Source organism: Streptomyces sp. NPDC037410 (genome assembly GCF_055602235.1).
In genome coordinates, this window is sequence record NZ_JBVJWR010000012.1 from 1 (window position 1) to 18257 (window position 18257).

12 protein-coding genes are annotated in these 18257 nt (G+C 70.8%); 6 read left to right on the plus strand and 6 right to left on the minus strand.

Features of this window, described 5'->3' with window-relative positions:
* Window positions 1-91: 91 nt before the first annotated feature.
* The 5 genes from ACZ7HT_RS20720 to ACZ7HT_RS20740 all read right to left on the minus strand — a co-directional run bounded on the left by ACZ7HT_RS20720 (window position 92) and on the right by ACZ7HT_RS20740 (window position 8260).
* Complete coding sequence (locus tag ACZ7HT_RS20720) at window positions 92-553, minus strand: pyridoxamine 5'-phosphate oxidase family protein (RefSeq protein ID WP_471167746.1); 462 nt, start codon at window positions 551-553, stop codon at window positions 92-94.
* Between the two features lie 58 nt (window positions 554-611).
* Window positions 612-2117 carry a carboxylesterase/lipase family protein gene (locus tag ACZ7HT_RS20725; RefSeq protein WP_471167748.1) on the minus strand — a complete coding sequence of 502 codons (1506 nt, stop codon included), beginning with the start codon at window positions 2115-2117 and terminating at the stop codon, window positions 612-614.
* Window positions 2118-2179: 62 nt separating this feature from the next.
* A complete protein-coding gene (locus tag ACZ7HT_RS20730; RefSeq protein WP_471167751.1) occupies window positions 2180-4006 on the minus strand; it encodes an endonuclease/exonuclease/phosphatase family protein in 1827 nt (608 codons plus the stop codon).
* A gap of 379 nt (window positions 4007-4385) precedes the next feature.
* Window positions 4386-5147, minus strand: a complete 762-nt coding sequence (locus ACZ7HT_RS20735) for a MerR family transcriptional regulator (RefSeq protein WP_471167754.1) — start codon at window positions 5145-5147, stop codon at window positions 4386-4388.
* A gap of 200 nt (window positions 5148-5347) precedes the next feature.
* Window positions 5348-8260: a glycoside hydrolase family 48 protein gene (locus tag ACZ7HT_RS20740; protein WP_471167756.1), complete on the minus strand. Its 2913-nt coding sequence runs from the start codon at window positions 8258-8260 to the stop codon at window positions 5348-5350.
* A gap of 275 nt (window positions 8261-8535) precedes the next feature.
* Here ACZ7HT_RS20740 and ACZ7HT_RS20745 point away from each other — a divergent pair, with 275 nt between their 5' ends.
* Both ACZ7HT_RS20745 and ACZ7HT_RS20750 read left to right on the plus strand, forming a co-directional pair.
* Window positions 8536-10074 carry a cellulase family glycosylhydrolase gene (locus ACZ7HT_RS20745; protein ID WP_471167759.1) on the plus strand — a complete coding sequence of 513 codons (1539 nt, stop codon included), beginning with the start codon at window positions 8536-8538 and terminating at the stop codon, window positions 10072-10074.
* Between the two features lie 26 nt (window positions 10075-10100).
* Window positions 10101-11855: a glycoside hydrolase family 6 protein gene (locus tag ACZ7HT_RS20750; RefSeq protein WP_471167764.1), complete on the plus strand. Its 1755-nt coding sequence runs from the start codon at window positions 10101-10103 to the stop codon at window positions 11853-11855.
* Between the two features lie 85 nt (window positions 11856-11940).
* Here the strand turns inward: ACZ7HT_RS20750 and ACZ7HT_RS20755 are convergent, their stop codons facing one another.
* Window positions 11941-12996, minus strand: a complete 1056-nt coding sequence (locus ACZ7HT_RS20755; RefSeq protein ID WP_471167767.1) for a LacI family DNA-binding transcriptional regulator — start codon at window positions 12994-12996, stop codon at window positions 11941-11943.
* A 328-nt stretch (window positions 12997-13324) separates the two neighbouring features.
* On the opposite strand from ACZ7HT_RS20755, the gene ACZ7HT_RS20760 reads away from it, so the two are divergent.
* From ACZ7HT_RS20760 to ACZ7HT_RS20775, 4 genes are all read left to right on the plus strand, one after another.
* Complete coding sequence (locus ACZ7HT_RS20760; protein ID WP_471167770.1) at window positions 13325-14677, plus strand: ABC transporter substrate-binding protein; 1353 nt, start codon at window positions 13325-13327, stop codon at window positions 14675-14677.
* A gap of 99 nt (window positions 14678-14776) precedes the next feature.
* Window positions 14777-15805, plus strand: a complete 1029-nt coding sequence (locus ACZ7HT_RS20765; RefSeq protein WP_471167774.1) for a carbohydrate ABC transporter permease — start codon at window positions 14777-14779, stop codon at window positions 15803-15805.
* A 4-nt stretch (window positions 15806-15809) separates the two neighbouring features.
* The gene (locus ACZ7HT_RS20770; protein ID WP_471167776.1) at window positions 15810-16718 is read left to right on the plus strand and encodes a carbohydrate ABC transporter permease; all 909 of its coding nucleotides are present in this window, start codon (window positions 15810-15812) and stop codon (window positions 16716-16718) included.
* Between the two features lie 48 nt (window positions 16719-16766).
* Window positions 16767-18209, plus strand: a complete 1443-nt coding sequence (locus ACZ7HT_RS20775) for a GH1 family beta-glucosidase (protein WP_471167779.1) — start codon at window positions 16767-16769, stop codon at window positions 18207-18209.
* The last annotated feature ends 48 nt before the right edge of the window (window positions 18210-18257 follow it).

The following is an 18257-nucleotide window of genomic DNA, read 5'->3' on the forward strand; positions in this document are numbered from 1 at the left end:
GAGGTGAGTTCCTAGACAGCTCCCACCACACCGGAGGTCTTCGCCATGTTCAAGACCAGACCAGTGTCAACAACGCTCGTGATCAATACACCTAGTCGCTCCAGACGCCCTCGCGCATGATGTGCCGGCCGATGACTTCGGGTGCCTCGTACCAGGCCTCCACCGCGACCGGCCGGACCCGGAACCAGACGTAGGCGGGGCCGGACGTCCGCGGGTCCCAGCCGCTCTTCGCGGCGAAGCCCTCGATCGCCTCCACCGGCGCCTCGTCGCTCGTGTAGGTCGTGACCTCGCCGTCCATGAGGACGACGTCCCGGGTGTCCCCGAGGGCGAGCCGGGTGCGGCCGCCGGCGGCGAGGTTCAGCCCGGTCGGGTTGGTCTGCCGGGTGCACAGCCAGACGGAGTCGCCGTCCCAGAGGAAGGACAGCGGCACGAGGTACGGCCGCCCGTCACTGTCGGCCGAGGCCACCCAGATGTCCACCTCCTTCTCCAACCGCGCCAGCACGTCCTTCTTCCGCTGCGCGGTGTCGCGCAGGGTCCCCTCGTTGTCGGTCATGGGACCGACCCTACCTGGGAGGATGGGAGGCCCAACTCCCCGTCCGGATCAGCCCTGGTCACGCCCGCAGCAGCGGGAAGGCCGCCCCGGCCCAGAGCGCACGGCCGGCGGTCGCCGCCTCGCCCTCGTCGCCGTCCTCGGTCCGCCACACCATCCCCTGCCCGGCGGTGGAGTCGTACGCGGCCCAGCCCGGGTCTCCGGTGGTGGCGAAGTCGGCCCAGGCGCGGACCATTCGGCCGGCGAGATCCCGGTCGGCGGGGGTCAGGGCGCCCCCGATGAGGAAGCCGACGCAGTCCTCGTCGGGGTTGCCGAAGGCGAAGGGGACGTCCGCGCAGTGCCAGGCCCGTACGGCCCCGTCCGGGCCGGTCCGGCGGCGGTCGAAGACGGACCGGAACGCCCGGCCGCCGCCCCGGACGTGCTGCTCGACGAGCCGCTCGGCGTACTCCCCGAAGAGGAGGGCCCCGAAGACCGCCAGGTAGACGTCGCGTGCGGAGGCCTCGGGGCCCGAGGCGGTGCGGTAGCCGGCCACCAGGCCCTCGGGGAGTCCGAAGTCCTCGGCGAATCGGGACAGTTGTTCCTCGGTGGTGACCTTCGCGCAGCTGCCGACGGCGTCGAGCAGCCAGTACTCCTCCGTGGTGTGGCAGACGAGGAGCTCCACGTCCCGGCTCGCCCCGGCGGCGAGGCCGGTGAGGGGGTCGACGGGCAGGACGTCGCCGTCGAGGACGGGAGCGTAGAGGGAGGGGTCGTAGTGGCGGGATCCGGAGGCGGGGTCGCGCCGGTACGCCTCGACGACCTCGTCGGAGGCGGCGACCAGGGCCTCGGGGCTCGCGGCGGTCAGGCCCTCGGCGGTGGCCGGGCAGCCGGCCGCGGCGGCGACCTCGCGGGTGGTCGCGGCGGCGATGTCGAGCGTGTAGTGGGGGCTGGCGGGGCTGTGGGCGATGGCGCGGTGGAACAGGCCGCGCGCCCGTTCCATGACCATGAGGCAGGCGACCGAGGCGGCGCCGGAGGACTGGCCGGCGAGCGTGACGTTGCCGGGGTCGCCGCCGAACGCGGCGATGTTCTCCCGTATCCAGCGCAGCGCGGCGATCTGGTCCAGCAGGCCGCGGTTGTCGGGATGGGCGGCACCCCCGGCGGCGGGGACATGCCCGAAACCCTCGAAGCCGATCCGGTAGTTGAGGGTGACGACGACCAGTCCGGCGCGGGCGAGGGCGTCGCCGTCGAAGTCGGGCTGGGCGGAGGAGCCGAAGGTGTAGGCGCCGCCGTGGATCCAGACCAGGACGGGCAGGGCACCGCCGTCCGGGGTCGGGGTCCAGACGTTGACGGTGAGGATGTCCTCGTCTCCGGGTGACCACACGGGCGAACCGGGCAGCTCCGCCGACTGCGGGGCGACGGGGCCGAAGGCCGTGCAGTCCCGCACTCCGGCCCACGCGGGCGCGGGGGCCGGCTCCTTGAACCGCAGGGCGCCGAACGGCGGTGCGGCGTACGGGATTCCGAGCACGGCGACGACCTCGTCGGAGGCCCGCAAGCCACGTACCGCACCGCTCGTGGTCGTGAAGATGTCCATGATCACAGCTTGGCACGGCCGCCGCCGCACGCGGTGGGATGCGGCGGCGGCGCGGGCGCTCGTCAGGGAAGGAGACGGACCACCTGGGGGTCGTGGTCACCGGCCTGGTCGGCGAACTCGCTGTTGACGTGGACGATGTCGTAGTCGTACGAGGTGAGCGCCGGGCTGGTCAGGATGTGGTCGATGGCCTGGGAGTTGCCCTGGTAGACGTAGGTGTAGCGTTCCGCGGCCGGGAGGGTGCCGACGAGCGGGGTGAGAACGCCGCCCGAGGTCAGCATGGTGACCGTGTTCGAGAACTCGAAGTCGTTGAGGTCGCCGAGGACGACGACGCGGGCGGAGGGCTGGACGGCGAGCAGCTGCTTCACGAAGCCGTTGACCTGGGTGGCCTGCTGGCCGCGCTGGGTCTCCGAGGAGCGGGTGGGCGGCTGGAAGCGGGATTGCAGGGGCTGGTCGCCACCCTTGGAGGTGAAGTGGTTGGCGATGACGAAGACGCTCTTGCCCTGGAAGGTGAACTCGCCTGCGAGGGGCTTGCGGCTGGCGTTCCAGGCGGAGTTGGCGGGGTTGATCCGGCCGGGCGAGACGGAGAGGGCCGCGGTGCCGGCGTTGTTCACGACCGAGACGGCGGTGGTGGAGGTGCCGCCGGGGCGGTCGGTGAAGTCGACGCGGGCCGGGTTGAAGAGGAAGCCGACGCGGATGTTGCCGCCGGGCTCGCCGCCGTCCTGGTCGTTGACCGGGTTGATCTGGCGGTACTGGTAGGCCGGGCCGCCCGCGGCCGAGACGGCGGCGATGAGCTTGGCGTAGGTCTGGTCGGCGGCGACGACCCCGTTGTCCGTAGCGCCGTTGTTGTCCTGGACCTCCTCCAGGGCCACGATGTCGGGCGAGGAGAGATGGGTGACGATCCCGGCGGCGAGCCGGTCGAACGTGGCCTGCGGGTCGGTCGGGTCGAGGTTCTCGACGTTGTACGTGGCCACGGCGAGCTCGCCCGCGGTCTGCGCCCGGGTGGTCTCGGGGGCGAGGGCGTTGTCGGTGAGGGTGCCGAGGGTGGTGGCCTGGATGCCGTAGCCGCCGAAGTTGTCGTAGTCGAGCGGTCCCGCGGTCGTGCCGCTGAGCACGTCGCCGACGTCGGCGACCGGGAACGCGGTGGTCAGCAGGGACTCGACCTTGACGCGGCCGACGTTCTGGGAGGCATACGAGCCGTAGACGGTGCCGCCGCGCGGGGTGGGGTGCTCGGTGGGCTCGACGGTCACGAAGAGCTCGCTGTAGGGCGTGGTGGCGCCGACGACCCTGGCCCCGCTGACCTGGACGCGCATGCCCTCCAGGGATTCGTACAGGTCGAGGGCGTACGTCGACGGGGCGAGGGTGAGGCTCTCGATGGAGGTGCCGCCGGCGTCGGGGGCGTAGGCGTCCGGGATGGAGGCCGCGTCCAGGGTGAACGCGGCGGGAAGGGCGTTGCCGGTGGAGAGGGTGGCCGTGATCGACGCGGAGGTCAGCTCGGTGAGCGACTGGCCGCCCTCGGCGGAGCCGCCGGGGTAGTACTCGGAGACCGTGCCCCGGACCGTGATCCGGTTTCCGACCTTGGTGGAGGGGGTGGTGGATCCGGTGTACACGAAGAGGGCTTCGCTGGTGGCCGGGTTGCCGTCGCCGACCGGATCCTGGATCCAGTACCCACGGGAGGTTCCGGTGGAGCGGATGGCGGTCACGATGCCGGTGACGGTGACCTGCTGGCCGTTGTACGGGGAGAGCCGCTTGGTGCCCTGGACGGCGGCGATGGTGACGGTGGCGGCGTGGGCGGGGAGCGCGAGGAGGCCGGCCGTGAGGGAGCCGACGAGCGCGGTGGCGGCGAGCAGGCCGGTGCGGCGGCGGCAGGCCGGTATGTGACGGAGCGTCATGGGGTGCCTTTCGCGAGGTGTCGTGGAGGGGTCGCGGAGCACCGCGCCGGACGTGGTGGAGGACGCGCCGTGGCGGCAGGGCAGTTGTAGTGGCGGCGCATGGCGCGGAGGGAACCGGAAGGTGTTCCACGCCTGTCACTTCTACGCGCGTCGCACAGTGTGGCGGTATGCCATGCCCCTGTCACTAGGGCGGTTCGTCGCCGGGGAAAAGCCCGCGGGGCCGACCCCCCTCCGCCATACGGGCGGGAGGAGGGTCGACCCCGACGTCGCGAACGGACCGGACGGTCGACCGGCGCACCCCGATATCACGGGCGGACAGGGCGGTCGACGAGACCGCCCCGCCCCGCCCCGCCCCGCCCCGCCCCGCCCCGGCGCAGCCTCAGCTCAGCCGGGTGTCCGCGTAGACCGTCATCGCCTCCTGCTGGTAGGCGGCGAGGCCCACGGCGATCCGGTCGAAGTTCTCGCGGAACCGCGGGTCCTCGGCATAGGTCCGGGCCAGCCCCCGGTACGCCTCGGCGCACGGGGTCCAGAAGCGGCAGACGTCCTGGTAGTGGGCCTCCACCTCGGCCTGGACCGCGGGGTCGGTGACCGGCGTGCCGGCGGCCATGTGCTCCGCGAAGCGGATCATCTGGGCGGTGACCTCGCGCTGCCACTGCTCCGTGGCCTCGGGGGTCAGCCCTTCGACGGCCTGCCGGGACTGCTCGTACGCCTCCGGCCACTTCTCCCGCGTCTCGGCCTCGATCTCCGGGTCCGCCTGGAAGCCCTCGAAGAGGTTCTCGGGGCGGTTGATGCTCATCATGTCCTGGTCCTCGCTTTCCTCGAGTTCGGCGATGGTGCGGGCGACCGTGCGGGCCAGCGTGCCGAGCCGGTCCTGCTCGGCAAGCAGTCTGGCGTGGTGCTCGCGGAGGACCGTCACGCGGTCGGCCCCGCTGTCGAGGACCTCCCGGATCTCGCGCAGACCGAGGTCCAGCTCACGCATGAGCAGGATCTGCTGGAGTCGCAGCAGCTGGGGCTCCTCGTAGTGACGGTGCCCGTCACTCGCGGTCCACGCGGGCGCGAGGAGGCCGATCTCGCCGTAGTGCCGCAGTGTCCGGGAGGTCACCCCGGACATCCGGGCCACATCCGCGATCGACCAGGCCATGACGGTTCCTTTCCTCGCCGGGGACCGGCTGTTCCGGCCCCACACGAAGACCGTAGGAGTTGCCGCTGCGTCAACCGCAAGTCTTCCACCTGCACCGCCCCGAGCCGGCGATCCCGTCATGCCCGAAGGCCGGGCGGACCCCCGAGAAGGGGGGCCGCCCGGCCTCGTCGTACGCGGAGCCCGCTCTCGCGGGGCGGCTGTTATTCGAGCAGCTCCGCGTACGAGCCCATGGCCAGGGCGATGTCCGCCTGGGCCCAGAACCGGTGGTAGGTGAAGACGGGCGCGGCGCCGCCCGCCAGGTAGGTCTCGATCTTCGGCCAGGCCGGGTCGTTCTTGTAGAAGGAACGGATCGAGGCGAAGGTCGACGAGGAGTTCACCACGTCGCCGTTCGGCATGGTGCCGGTCCAGCCGCTCGGCACGTACACGGGGTCGTCGAAGCGGTTGTAGTCGGCGCGGGTCTCCGGGACGGCGATGCCCAGGGCGTCCTGGTGGTGGTCCCACATGCCGTCGAGGAGGGCCTTGGCGACGCGCTTGGCCTCGGCGTGGCCGGACTTGGCCGCGTAGTAGGTGAGCGTCTTGGCGTAGGCGGCGGCGACGCCCACGTCGTCGGTGTAGTCGGCGACGGTGACGTGGAGTCCGGCGTTGGCGCCGGGGCTCGCCGCGTTCCAGGTGTCGGGCGCGCCGGACCACTGGAGCGTGGAGGGGATGCGGTAGGTGCCGTCCGGGTTGATCGTGGTCTTCGACAGCGCCCAGCCCACCCACTTGTCCAGGACGGCCTTCGCCTTGGCGTCACCCGTCTGCTGGTAGTACTCGGCGACCCGCTCCATGGACCAGGCCTGGAAGCCGAACCACTGGTTGGACGCGGGGTCGTGGTAGACGGGCTTCTCGTCGTAGTACATGCCGTGGAAGGTGGGGGTGCCGGCCGGCGGGGTGGCGTAGCGCCCCTGCCAGCTGTTGGTGGCGCCGCCCGCGATGGCGCCGTCGTCGGACTGGAGCCAGCGGTAGAACTCCAACTGCCGGCCGAGGCTGGTCGCCCAGTCGGCCGCGCCCGTCGCCGACTTGGGCTTGAGCGGGGCGTAGGAGCTGAGGGCGTAGGCGGCGAGGGGGTTCTGGTAGCCGCTGTGGTTGTGGCTGGAGCCGATGCGCCAGGACCAGCCGGCGGAGGTGTCGGTGGCGCCTCCCCAGGCGTAGTACCAGGACAGCAGGTAGTGGGCGCTGTCCTTGCCGGTGCCGGCCGGGCAGACGGTCGGCCCGACGCAGTTCCCGATCTTCTTGAAGTACTTGTCGAACATCGCGTACCGCAGGTAGTCGCCCATCTTCGCGGCCTTGCCGACGGTCGTGGCGACCTGGGCGCCCTTGCCCTGCTCCTTGGCCCAGAGGTCGGCCCAGTAGGCGGCCTGGACGGCGCGGGCGTCGGCGTCGGGGGCGTCGGTGTACTTCCACTGCTTGGCGTAGGAGGAGTCCCCGGTGAAGAGGTCCAGGTAGCCGTTCTTCCCGCCGAAGGAGAAGTTGTCGCAGGTGGGGTGGGTGACGGTCTCCCAGACGGACTCCTGCGGGCCGCGCTGGAAGGTGTTGATGTACGAGGGGCCGGTCGCCGTCGGTCCGGCGGAGCACTTCCCGGGCCCGTTGCCGTAGCCGTAGACGTTGTCGACGTCCTGGATCCAGTGCATGCCGTAGATGTCGTCGGTGCCGTAGGCGCTCTTCAGCTCGGCGGCGATCGGGTCGGCGCCGGAGGCGACGCCGGAGTCGAGCTTCGCCGGGTACTGGGAGGGGAGGTCCCACTCCGGGGCGTACGTGGCCGGCTTGGAGGCGTTGTACGAGGACGTGGTGGGCTGGTCGGCGTGGGTGGGGATCATGAATTTCTCCATGGTCTCCCAGGCGCCGTTGAACTTGGTCCAGTCGCCGGTGATCTTGCCGTACATGGCCTGGAGCCAGATGAGGTAGCTGTACGCCTCCGAGGTCGTCTCGTGCCCGTGGTCGGGGGCCTCGACGATCAGGGTCTCCACGGAGTGGTACGGGATGCCCTCGGGCGAGAAGTAGCCGTTGGCCGGGTTGGTGATCTTCCCGTGGAGGTCGAGGAAGCGGGCGTCGTACGTGGAGTTCGCGGCCAGCTGGGTGACGGTGACCTCGGCCTTGGCGTGACCGGGGGCGGTCGCGGTGAAGACGGCCGAGCCGGTGCCGGTGGCCGCGGCGGCGACGGTCACCTTCTGGGCGGTGTTCCAGTTCGCCGGGGTGAAGGTGAGGCTCGCCGGGGTCGCGGTGAGGTTGGTGTTGCCGGAGGTACGGGCGATGCTCACCGTCACGTTGGCGGTCGGGGCGGTGGAGAGCTTCAGGTCGAAGGTGCCGGTGGAGCCCTGGCGTACGCCGAGCTGGCTCGGGGAGGCGACGAGCGCGGGTCCGGCGGCGACGGTGATGCCGACGGGGGCGGACTCGGCGGAGGCGCCGAGGCTGTCGTACGCCTTGGCGTAGAGGGAGTGCGCGCCGGTGGCGAGACCGGCCGCGCTGTAGGTGAAGGGCGCGGTGGTGTCGGTGCCGAGGAGGGTGGTGTCGCTGTAGAACTCCACCTTGTTCACGGTGGCGCTGTCGGCCGCGGCCGCGGTCGCGGCGAGCGGCACCGCGTCGCCCTCCGTGTAGACGGCTCCCGGGGCCGGGCTGGTCAGGACCGCGACCGGCGGCTGGTGGGCGCCGGCGCAGGTGGTGCCGTTGACGGCGAAGGCGGTGGGGGCGGCGTTGGCCCCGCTGTAGGTGAACTGGGCGCCGGTGGTGATGGCGGCGCCCGCGGCGAGGGTGCCGTTCCAGGACGCGTTGGTCACCGTGACGTTCTTGCCGGACTGCGACCAGACGCCGTTCCAGCCGTTGGTGAGCTTCTGGTCGCCGGCGTAGGAGTACGTGAGCGTCCAGCCGTTCAGGGGCTCGGCGGCCCGGTTGGTGAGCGTGAGTTCGGCGGTGAAGCCCGAACCCCAGTCGTTGGCCTTGTAGTCGACGCTGCACTGGACGGCGGCGGCCTGGGCCGTGGTGGCGCCGACGGCGGTGAGGCCGAGGGGCAGGGAGAGCGCGGCGGCCAGGGCGGTCAGTTGCCGGCGGGGGCGCGTTCTCGGGCGGAGTCGTGCCATGGGGTGGTTCTCCTCGCGGCTCGGGAGGTCGGGGATGCGAAGAGCGGGGAAGGTGCGACAGTCAAGCTTTGAACCAGTGGGAGCGCTCCCACTGTGCAGTTGAGGCCCGATGCCGTCAAGATGCGTGAGGAAGTCGAAGTCAAAAGCCGGGGAATTTGCCCAACTCCTCTTTTGCTTGGCGTCAGTTGGCGCTACGGTCTGCCCCGACCCAGTGGGAGCGATTCCATCCAGTCGGCACAGCGTCACAGGTGTGCCCTCGCTGCGAGGACTCGCTCATGCGACATCCCCCACGTCTGTCCGCGCTGCTCGCAGGAGCGGCGCTCACGATGGCGAGCACCGCTCTCGCCCTCATGGGTACGGCCGCCGGAGCCTCGGCCGCACCCGCCTGCACCGTGGAGTACTCCGTCGTCGGCCAGTGGGCCGGCGGCTACCAGGGTGCCGTGACCGTCACCAACAACAGTGCCGCGCTGAACGGTTGGAGCCTCGGCTTCGACTTCCCGGCCGGCCAGGTGGTGAGTCAGGGCTGGGGCGGAAAGTGGTCCCAGTCCGGGAAGACCGTCACGGTCGCCAATGAGGCCTGGAACGGCGCGCTCGCCACCGGCGCCAAGGTCTCGGGCGGCTTCATCGCGTCCTGGACGGGCGCCAACACGGCACCCACGGCGTTCACGCTCAACGGCACGCCGTGCAACACGGAAGCGCCGACGCCCACGCCCACCCCGACTCCCACGACGCCGACCCCCACTCCGACCACACCGACCACTCCACCCACCACCCCCCCGACCACCCCGACCCCCGTCGTCGGCGCGCCCGAACTGAGCGTCTCCGGCAACAAGTTCACCGATCAGAACGGCGCGACCCGCCGCCTCCTCGGTGTCAACCGCTCCGGCGGCGAGTTCATGTGCGTCCAGGGCTACGGCATCTGGGACGGTCCCGTCGACGACGCCTCCGTCCAGGCCATCGCCGACTGGAAGGCCAACACGGTCCGCATTCCGCTCAACGAGGAGTGCTGGCTCGGTCTCGACAACATCAAGGCCGAGTACCGCGGCGCGAACTACATCAACGCCGTCAAGGACCTGGTGGCCAAGGTCCTCGCCCACGGCATGACCCCGGTGGTCGAACTGCACTGGACCCACGGCCAGTACACCGGGGACTCGGCGGGCTGCTCCGACGTGCACGCCTCCTGCCAGAAGCCGATGCCGGACGCCCAGTACACCCCGGCCTTCTGGACCTCGGTCGCCAACACCTTCAAGACCGACAAGCGGGTCGCCTTCGACCTGTTCAACGAGCCCTATCCGGACCGGGCGACCTCCACCGCAACGCAGGCCTGGTCCTGCTGGCGCGACGGAGGCACCTGCCCCGGCATCGGCTACGAGGTCGCCGGCATGCAGGACCTGGTGGACGCCGTCCGCGCCACGGGGGCGAAGAACCTCGTCCTGGTGCCGGGTCTCGCGTACTCCAACGACCTGAGTCAGTGGCTCACGTACCGCCCCACGGACCCGGCGGGCAATCTGGCCGCCGCCTGGCACGTCTACAACTTCAACACCTGCGCCGACGAGACGTGCTGGAGCAACACCCTCGCCCCCGTGGCCGCCCAAGTACCCCTCCTCGCGGGCGAGATCGGCGAGAACACCTGCGGACACGCGTTCGTCGACCGCGTCATGAAGTGGTTCGACGACCGCGGCCTCTCGTACCTGGGATGGACCTGGAACACCTGGAACTGCAACTCAGGTCCCGCGCTGATCACTTCGTACGACGGCACCCCCACCGCATTCGGCATCGGACTGCGCGACCACCTACGCGCCCTCACCCCGTGAATCCCCTGAGAGGAATCCCAACCCGCATGAGCCGCACCAGAAGCACCAGCCGCACCGCCCTCCTGGCGGCGCTCGGCCTGATCACCGCCACCGGCGCCACCGCCACCGTCTTCGGCACCGCCACCGCCGGCGCCGCCACCCCCGGCTGCAAGGTCGACTACCAGATCACCAGCCAGTGGAGCACCGGCTTCGGCACCAACGTGACCGTCACCAACACCGGTGACCCGGTGGCCGCCTGGACCCTGGAGTGGTCCTACGCCGGCAACCAGCAGGTCACCCAGGGCTGGAACGCCACCATCACCCAGTCCGGCTCCGCCGTCACTGCCAAGAACGTCTCCTACAACGGGACCCTGGCCACGGGTGGTTCCACCTCCTTCGGCTTCAACGGCTCGTACAGCGGCACCAACGCCGTGCCGGCCACCTTCAAGCTGAACGGGGTCGTCTGCAACGGCGCCACCGAGCCGACGACGCCTCCCACCACCCCGCCGACGACGCCCCCGACCACGCCGCCCACCACCCCGCCGGCCGGCACCAAGGCGGACAACCCGTACGCCGGTGCCAAGGTGTACGTGAACCCCGAGTGGTCCGCGAAGGCGGCGGCCGAGCCCGGCGGCACCAAGGTCTCCAACCAGCCCACCGGCATCTGGCTGGACCGGATCGCCGCGATCAACGGCACGAGCAGCTCCATGGGCCTGCGCGCCCACCTCGACGAGGCCCTGAAGCAGAAGGGCACCGGCGAGATGGTCGTCCAGCTGGTCATCTACGACCTGCCGGGCCGCGACTGCGCCGCGCTCGCCTCCAACGGCGAGCTCGGCCCGACGGAGATCGGCCGCTACAAGACCGAGTACATCGACCCGATCGCCGCGATCCTCGCCGACTCCAAGTACGCGGGGCTCCGGATCGTCACCACCGTCGAGATCGACTCGCTGCCCAACCTGGTCACCAACGTCTCCGGTCGTCCCACGGCCACCGCCAACTGCGACGTCATGAAGGCGAACGGCAACTACATCACCGGCGTCGGCTACGCGCTCAAGAAGTTCGGCGCGATCGGCAACGTCTACAACTACATCGACGCCGGCCACCACGGCTGGCTGGGCTGGGACGACAACTTCGGCGCCTCCGCCGAACTGTTCAAGCAGGCCGCCACGGCCGAGGGCTCCACCGTCTCCAACGTGCACGGCTTCATCGTCAACACCGCCAACTACAGCGCCCTGAAGGAGGACCACTTCAAGATCGAGGACTCCGTCAACGGCGTCTCCGTGCGCCAGTCGAAGTGGGTCGACTGGAACCGCTACACCGACGAGCTGTCCTACGCCCAGGCCATGCGGAACAAGCTGGTCTCGCTCGGCTTCGACAGCAACCTCGGCATGCTGATCGACACCTCCCGCAACGGCTGGGGCGGCACCGCACGGCCCACCGGCCCGGGTGCCCTGACCAGCGTCGACACGTACGTCAACGGAGGCAAGTACGACCGTCGCATCCACCTCGGCAACTGGTGCAACCAGTCCGGTGCGGGCCTCGGCGAACGGCCCCAGGCGGCCCCGGCCGCGGGCATCGACGCGTACGTCTGGATGAAGCCCCCGGGCGAGTCCGACGGCGCCTCCAAGGAGATCCCGAACAACGAGGGCAAGGGCTTCGACCGGATGTGCGACCCGACGTACACGGGCAACGCCCGTAACGGGAACAGCATGTCGGGCGCGCTGCCGGACGCCCCGCTCTCGGGCCAGTGGTTCTCGGCCCAGTTCCAGGAGCTCCTGAAGAACGCCTACCCGGCGCTCTAGTTCCCCCCTGACGAAAACCGCGGCCGGCCGGGACCCGAGGGGTCCGGCCGGCCGCGGTGCCGTACGACGACCATCCCGAGGAAACTCAGGAAGACTCGCGGACCACCAGCTCCGTCGGCAGCACATGCCGGCTCGGCCCCTCTCCCGCCGCCCCCGCGATGAACTGGAGCAGCATCCGTGCCATCGTGCGGCCCATCTCCTCGATGGGCTGCCGCACGCTCGTCAGCGGCGGGTCCATGAGCCGCGCCACCGGGGAGTCGTCGACCCCGACGAGCGCCACGTCCTCCGGCACCCGGCGGCCCGCCTCGCGCAGGGCCGCGCGCGCGCCCGCGGCCATCACGTCGGAGGCGGCGAAGACGGCGTCCAGGTCGGGCCGGCGGTCCAGGAGCTCCCGCATCGCCCGGCGGCCGCCCTCCTCGGTGAAGTCGCCCGCGGCCACGAGGCCCTCGTCGGGCGGCAGTCCGGCCTCCGTGAGACCGGCCCGGTAGCCGCCGAGCCGGGCGCGCGCGACGTACATGTCGAGGGGTCCTGTGACGGTCACGATACGGCTCCGGCCGCGCCTCACCAGGTGGGCGACGGCCGCCCGCCCGGCGCCGATGTTGTCGGAGTCGACGTACGGCACGGGTTCGGCCTCCGTACGGCGGCCGTTCATGACGACCGGGAGGCCCAGTTCCCTGATGCGGTCGGGCAGCGGGTCGTCGCCGTGGACGGAGGCGAGGAGCACGCCGTCGACGCGCTGGGCGGCGAGGTACTGCTCGAAGCGCTGCCGTTCCTGCTCGCTGCGGACCAGGGTGAGCAGGAGCTGCTTGTCGGCCTCGGCGAGCTCGGCGCTGACCCCGCGGATGAGGTCGAGGAAGTAGGGCTCCGCGAAGAGCCGGGCCTCGGCCTCGGGGATGACGAGCGCGATCGCGTCGGTGCGGCTGCCCGCCAGGGCGCGGGCGGCCTGGTTGGGCACGTAGCCGAGTTCGGCGACGGCCCGGGCGACGGCCGTTCTGGTCTGCTCGCTCACCCGGGGCGAACCGTTGATCACCCGGGAGACCGTGCCCCGGCCGACGCCTGCCCTGGCCGCGACCTGTTCCAGGGTGGGTCTACCGCTCTGCCGTCCGCTCACCACTCCCGAACTCCCCTCGTAGGACAACATGCCGCTCACCACGGACAGCGCCATATGGGAGCGCTCCCACCCTAGCCCACCGCGAACTCCCCGCACCACGAGCATGCGTTCAGGAGATGACGCCCCGGCGGCCGCAGGGCGCCGCGAAACCCCCGGAACACCTTCCGGTAACGAATCCGCGTTCATGTCTTGACACCCATACCCGCCAGGCAGCAACCTTCCGGCAACGACGTGGGAGCGCTCCCATCAGGGGCGCGACACAGCCTTGCATCAGGTCCTGGCAGGCGTCGCCGAGCCGCGAGCAGCCGGCCGGGCCTCTTGGCGCACAAAGAGCACCACCTTGGACGAGGAGAGTGGAATGCGCACTTCCAGCAGCAGACGCGGACGCCGTGCGGCGCTCGCGGCGGTCGCCGTCGTCGTGACCGGCACGACCCTGCTCACCGGTTGCGGCAGCGACGAGGACAGCGGCGGCAAGGGCGGCGCGAGCGGCTCGGGCTCCGGGAAGATCACGCTGCGGATCGGGACCTTCGGTTCCTTCGGCTACGACGACAAGACCGGCGCCAAGCTGTACGCCGAGTACGAGCGGCTCCACCCGAACATCAAGATCGAGGAGTCGAACGTCTCCGACGGTCAGAAGTACTGGGACACGCTGAAGCTGCGCCTCACGCAGAACAGCGGCGTCGCCGACATCCAGGCGGTCGAGGTCGGCTACATCGCCGAGGCGACCGGCACCGCGATGGCGAACAAGTGGGTCGACCTGGGCAAGGAGGGCGGCGCCAACCTCGGCGACTTCCTCGACTGGAAGGTCAAGCAGGCCACCACGGCCGACGGCAAGGTCATCGGCCTCGGCACCGACATCGGCCCCATGGCCATCTGCTACAACAAGGACCTCTTCGCCAAGGCCAAGCTGCCGACCACCCGCGAGGAGGTCGGCAAGCTGTGGGCCGGCGACTGGTCCAAGTTCATCGAGACGGGCGAGAAGTACAAGGCGGCCGCGCCCGCCGGCACCGCCTTCCACGACTCCGCGAGCGGCCTCTTCAACGCCGTCATCTCCAGCGACCCGGTGCAGTACGCCAACGCGAGCGGCGAGCTCGACTGGGAGAACAGCCCCGGAGTGAAGAAGGCCTGGGAGACCGCCGTGAAGGCGGCCCAGGGCGGACTCACCGCCAAGCTGCGCCAGTTCGACGAGAAGGGCACCTGGAACGCCGCCTTCAAGAACTCCAAGTTCGCCACGGTCGCCTGCCCGAGCTGGATGACCGGCATCATCAAGGACCAGGCGGGACCCGCCAACCAGGGCAAGTGGGACATCGCCGCGCCGCCGGTCGCCGGCAACTGGGGCGGCTCCTTCCTCGCCGTGCCCAAGGCCGGCAAGCACACCAAGGAGGCCGCCGAGCTGGCCGCCTGGCTGACCGCCCCGGCGCAGCACGCCAAGGTCTTCGCGGTCAACGGCAACATCCCCTCGTCCAAGGACACGCTGCTCTCCTCGGCGGTCCAGGAGGCGAAGCTGCCGTACTTCGGCGACACGCCGGTCGGCAAGATCTTCTCCAGCGCGGCCGTGGGCATCCACCCCGCCGTCATCAGCCGCTACGACGGCCAGGTGAAGACCTTCCTCACCGACAACGGCATCCTCGACATCGAGCAGCGCGGCACCGACCCGGCCAAGGCCTGGGAGAACGTCAAGAAGCTGGTCGACGACAAGATCGACCACTAGAGCCCTTCCGGACGGGGGCGACCACCGGTCCGCCGCCTGCCAGGCGGCGGACCGGCACCGCCCGTACCACCGCACGCATCGACCTGGAAGGACGCCCCCGTGGCCACCTCCCTTCGGGCGAAGCGGGCCGGTTCCCCGCCGCCCGCCGCACCGCCCTCCTCCCCCGGCGGCCCCCGCGGCCGCCGCGCCGCCCCCCGCGGCCGCCGCGCCGCCCCGCGCGGCTGGCGCAGCACCCTCTACCGCTGGGACATCAAGGCGGTCCCGTACGTCTTCATCGCCCCCTTCTTCCTCACGTTCGCGGCCTTCGGGCTCTTCCCGCTGCTCTACACCGGCTGGCTCTCGCTGAACCGGGTCGAGCTCGGCGGCGACCCGACGTGGAAGGGTCTTGAGAACTACACGGACCTCGCGACCAGCGAGTTCTTCTGGAACGCGCTCTTCAACACCTTCACCATCGGGGTGATCTCGACCGTTCCGCAGCTGCTGATGGCCCTGGGCCTGGCGCACCTGCTCAACTACAAGCTGCGCGGCCGCGGTTTCTTCCGGGTCGCGATCCTCGCCCCGTACGCGACCTCGATCGCGGCGGCGACCCTGGTCTTCGCCCAGCTGTTCAACACCGACTACGGGATGATCAACGGCCTCCTCGACTGGATCGGCATCGGTCCGGTCGACTGGGAGTCGTCCAAGTGGCCGGCGCAGATCGCGATCTCGGTGATCGTCACCTGGCGCTGGACCGGCTACAACGCGCTGATCTACCTGGCCGCGATGCAGGCCGTGCCGCAGGACCTGTACGAGGCGGCCTCGCTCGACGGGGCCTCGCGCTGGCGGCAGTTCCTCAGCGTCACCATCCCCTCGATCCGGCCGACGATCCTCTTCACGGTCATCGTCTCGACCATCGGCGCGACCCAGCTGTTCGGCGAGCCGATGCTCTTCGGCGGCAGCGTCGGCATCAGCGGCGGCAGCGGCAACCAGTTCCAGACGCTGAGCCTGCTGATGTACGAGAAGGGCTGGGTGACCGGCGCGCTCGGGCAGGCCTCCGCGATCGCCTGGGTCATGCTGCTGCTCCTCCTCCTGATCGGCGGCGTCCAGGCGCTGGTCTCCCGCCGCAACCGCACCAAGCTGGGGGGATGACCTCATGGCCCGCACACTCGACACGACGCCGATCGAGGTCAAGGCCCCGGCGGCCCGGCCCGGGCGCCGCTTCCGCCAGTCCGCCGGCCGTCAGCACCACGCGGGACCGCTCACGTACGTCCTGCTCGCCGTCGCCGCCGTCGTCTCGCTCTTCCCGCTGTACTGGAACCTGGTCGCCGCCTCCCACACCGGCGAGCGGGTCGTGGAGGCCCCGGCGCCGCTGCTGCCCGGAAAGCGGCTCCTGGACAACCTCGAATTCGCCTGGAACCAGGTCGACATGGGCGAGGCACTGGTCAACACCACGATCGTGGCGAGCCTGGTGGCCCTGTCCACCGTGCTCTTCTCCACCCTCGCCGGCTTCGCCTTCGCCAAACTGCCCTTCCGTGGCCGGGGCATGCTGCTCTCGCTCGTGGTCGCCACGATGACGGTCCCGCCGCAGCTCAGCGTGATCCCGCTCTACCAGATCATCACGGACCTCGGCTGGTTCGACCAGCTCCAGTCGGTCGTGCTGCCCTCGCTCGTCGCCGCCTTCGGCGTGTTCTTCATGCGCCAGTTCCTGGTGGAGGCGCTGCCGATGGAGCTGGTGGAGGCGGCCCGGATGGACGGGGCGCACAGCCTGCGGATCATCTGGCACGTGGTCTTCCCGGTGGCCCGGCCTGCCATGGCCGTGCTCGGCATGCTGGTCTTCGTCCAGGCCTGGAACGACTTCTTCTGGCCGTTCATCGCGCTGACCCCGGACGGCAGCCCCACCCTCCAGGTGGCGCTCGCCGGACTCGGCGCGGGCAATCACAGCGTGGACCAGGCCGTGGTGCTGACCGGAGCGCTGATCTCCACCGTGCCGCTGCTGCTCGTCTTCGCCTTCCTCGGCAAGCACATCGTCGGCGGCATCACGGCCGGCGCCGTGAAGAGCTGACGAGCCCCCTGTTCTGTTCCTCCGTACCCGTGTTGGGAGCCCCCTCCTATGACCGCGTCCGAAATCCGGCCGCTCACCGCCATCCGTTCGTTCCCCGCCGACTTCCTGTGGGGCGCCGCCACCGCCGCGTACCAGATCGAGGGAGCGGCGGCCGAGGACGGCCGTACCCCGTCCATCTGGGACACCTTCTCGCACACCCCCGGCAAGGTCTTCGAGGGCCACACCGGTGACGTGGCCGTCGACCACTACCACCGGTTCCGCGAGGACGTCGGGATCATGTCCGAACTCGGCCTGAACGCCTACCGGTTCTCCGTCTCCTGGTCCCGGGTCCAGCCCACCGGCCGGGGGCCTGCCGTGCAGCAGGGCCTCGACTTCTACCGGCGGCTCGTCGACGAGCTGCTCGCCGCCGGGATCGAGCCGGCCCTGACGCTCTACCACTGGGACCTGCCGCAGGAGTTGGAGGACGCGGGCGGCTGGCCCGAGCGGGCGACCGCCGAGCGGTTCGCCGAGTACGCGGGGATCGTCGCCGATGCCGTCGGCGACCGGGTGAAGCGGTGGACCACGCTCAACGAGCCGTGGTGCAGCGCCTTCCTGGGGTACGGCTCCGGGGTCCACGCCCCCGGCCGGACCGAGCCGGTGGCCTCGCTGCGCGCCGCCCACCACCTCAACCTCGGGCACGGCCTCGCGGTCCAGGCGCTGCGGGCCGCGCTGCCGGCGGACCGGCAGATCGCGGTCTCGCTCAACCTGCACGAGATCCGTCCGCTGACCTCCTCGCCGGAGGACCTGGACGCGGCCCGCCGTATCGACGCGGTCGGCAACCGGATCTGGCTGGGCCCGATGCTGGAGGGCGCCTACCCGGAGGACCTGTTCGCCGACACGGCGCACCTCACCGACTGGTCCTTCGTCCGGGACGGCGACACCGCGACGGTGCACCAGCCGCTGGACCTGCTCGCGATCAACTTCTACACGCCCACGGTCGTCTCGACCGTCGTCGAGGGCACGGAGAAGCCGCAGGACGACGGTCACGGCCACAGCGACCACTCGCCGTGGCCGGGCTCGGACGCGGTCGCCTTCCACCGGGCGCCGGGCGAGCCGACGGCGATGGGCTGGGCGGTCGACCCGAGCGCCCTGTACGACCTGCTGACCCGGGTCTCCGCCGCGTACCCCGAACTCCCGCTGGTGATCAGCGAGAACGGCGCGGCGTACGAGGACGTGGTCGGCCCGGACGGTGCGGTGCACGACCCGGAGCGCGCCGCCTATGTGCACGCGCATCTGGAGGCGGTGCACCGGGCGATGGCGGACGGGGTGGACGTACGGGGCTACTTCCTCTGGTCGCTGCTCGACAACTTCGAGTGGTCGTACGGCTATGCGAAGCGGTTCGGCGCGGTGCGGGTGGACTACGACACCCTGGAGCGCACCCCGAAGTCGAGCGCCCGCTGGTACGCGCGGGTGGCGCGCTCGGGTGAGCTGCACGCGCCCGACGGGCACTGAGGCGGGACACGGGGCGAGGGCCGTGCCGGACATCCGGCACGGCCCTCG

What these genes read in the sequence shown, in the direction of transcription:
- ACZ7HT_RS20755 (WP_471167767.1), bottom strand. Translation starts at nt 12,996, where the DNA reads ATGTTGTCCTACGAGGGGAGTTCGGGAGTGGTGAGCGGACGGCAGAGC.
- ACZ7HT_RS20735 (WP_471167754.1), bottom strand. Translation starts at nt 5,147, where the DNA reads ATGGCCTGGTCGATCGCGGATGTGGCCCGGATGTCCGGGGTGACCTCC.
- ACZ7HT_RS20750 (WP_471167764.1), top strand. Translation starts at nt 10,101, where the DNA reads ATGAGCCGCACCAGAAGCACCAGCCGCACCGCCCTCCTGGCGGCGCTC.
- ACZ7HT_RS20720 (WP_471167746.1), bottom strand. Translation starts at nt 553, where the DNA reads ATGACCGACAACGAGGGGACCCTGCGCGACACCGCGCAGCGGAAGAAG.
- ACZ7HT_RS20760 (WP_471167770.1), top strand. Translation starts at nt 13,325, where the DNA reads ATGCGCACTTCCAGCAGCAGACGCGGACGCCGTGCGGCGCTCGCGGCG.
- ACZ7HT_RS20745 (WP_471167759.1), top strand. Translation starts at nt 8,536, where the DNA reads ATGCGACATCCCCCACGTCTGTCCGCGCTGCTCGCAGGAGCGGCGCTC.
- ACZ7HT_RS20725 (WP_471167748.1), bottom strand. Translation starts at nt 2,117, where the DNA reads ATGGACATCTTCACGACCACGAGCGGTGCGGTACGTGGCTTGCGGGCC.
- ACZ7HT_RS20770 (WP_471167776.1), top strand. Translation starts at nt 15,810, where the DNA reads ATGGCCCGCACACTCGACACGACGCCGATCGAGGTCAAGGCCCCGGCG.
- ACZ7HT_RS20775 (WP_471167779.1), top strand. Translation starts at nt 16,767, where the DNA reads ATGACCGCGTCCGAAATCCGGCCGCTCACCGCCATCCGTTCGTTCCCC.
- ACZ7HT_RS20740 (WP_471167756.1), bottom strand. Translation starts at nt 8,260, where the DNA reads ATGGCACGACTCCGCCCGAGAACGCGCCCCCGCCGGCAACTGACCGCC.
- ACZ7HT_RS20730 (WP_471167751.1), bottom strand. Translation starts at nt 4,006, where the DNA reads ATGACGCTCCGTCACATACCGGCCTGCCGCCGCCGCACCGGCCTGCTC.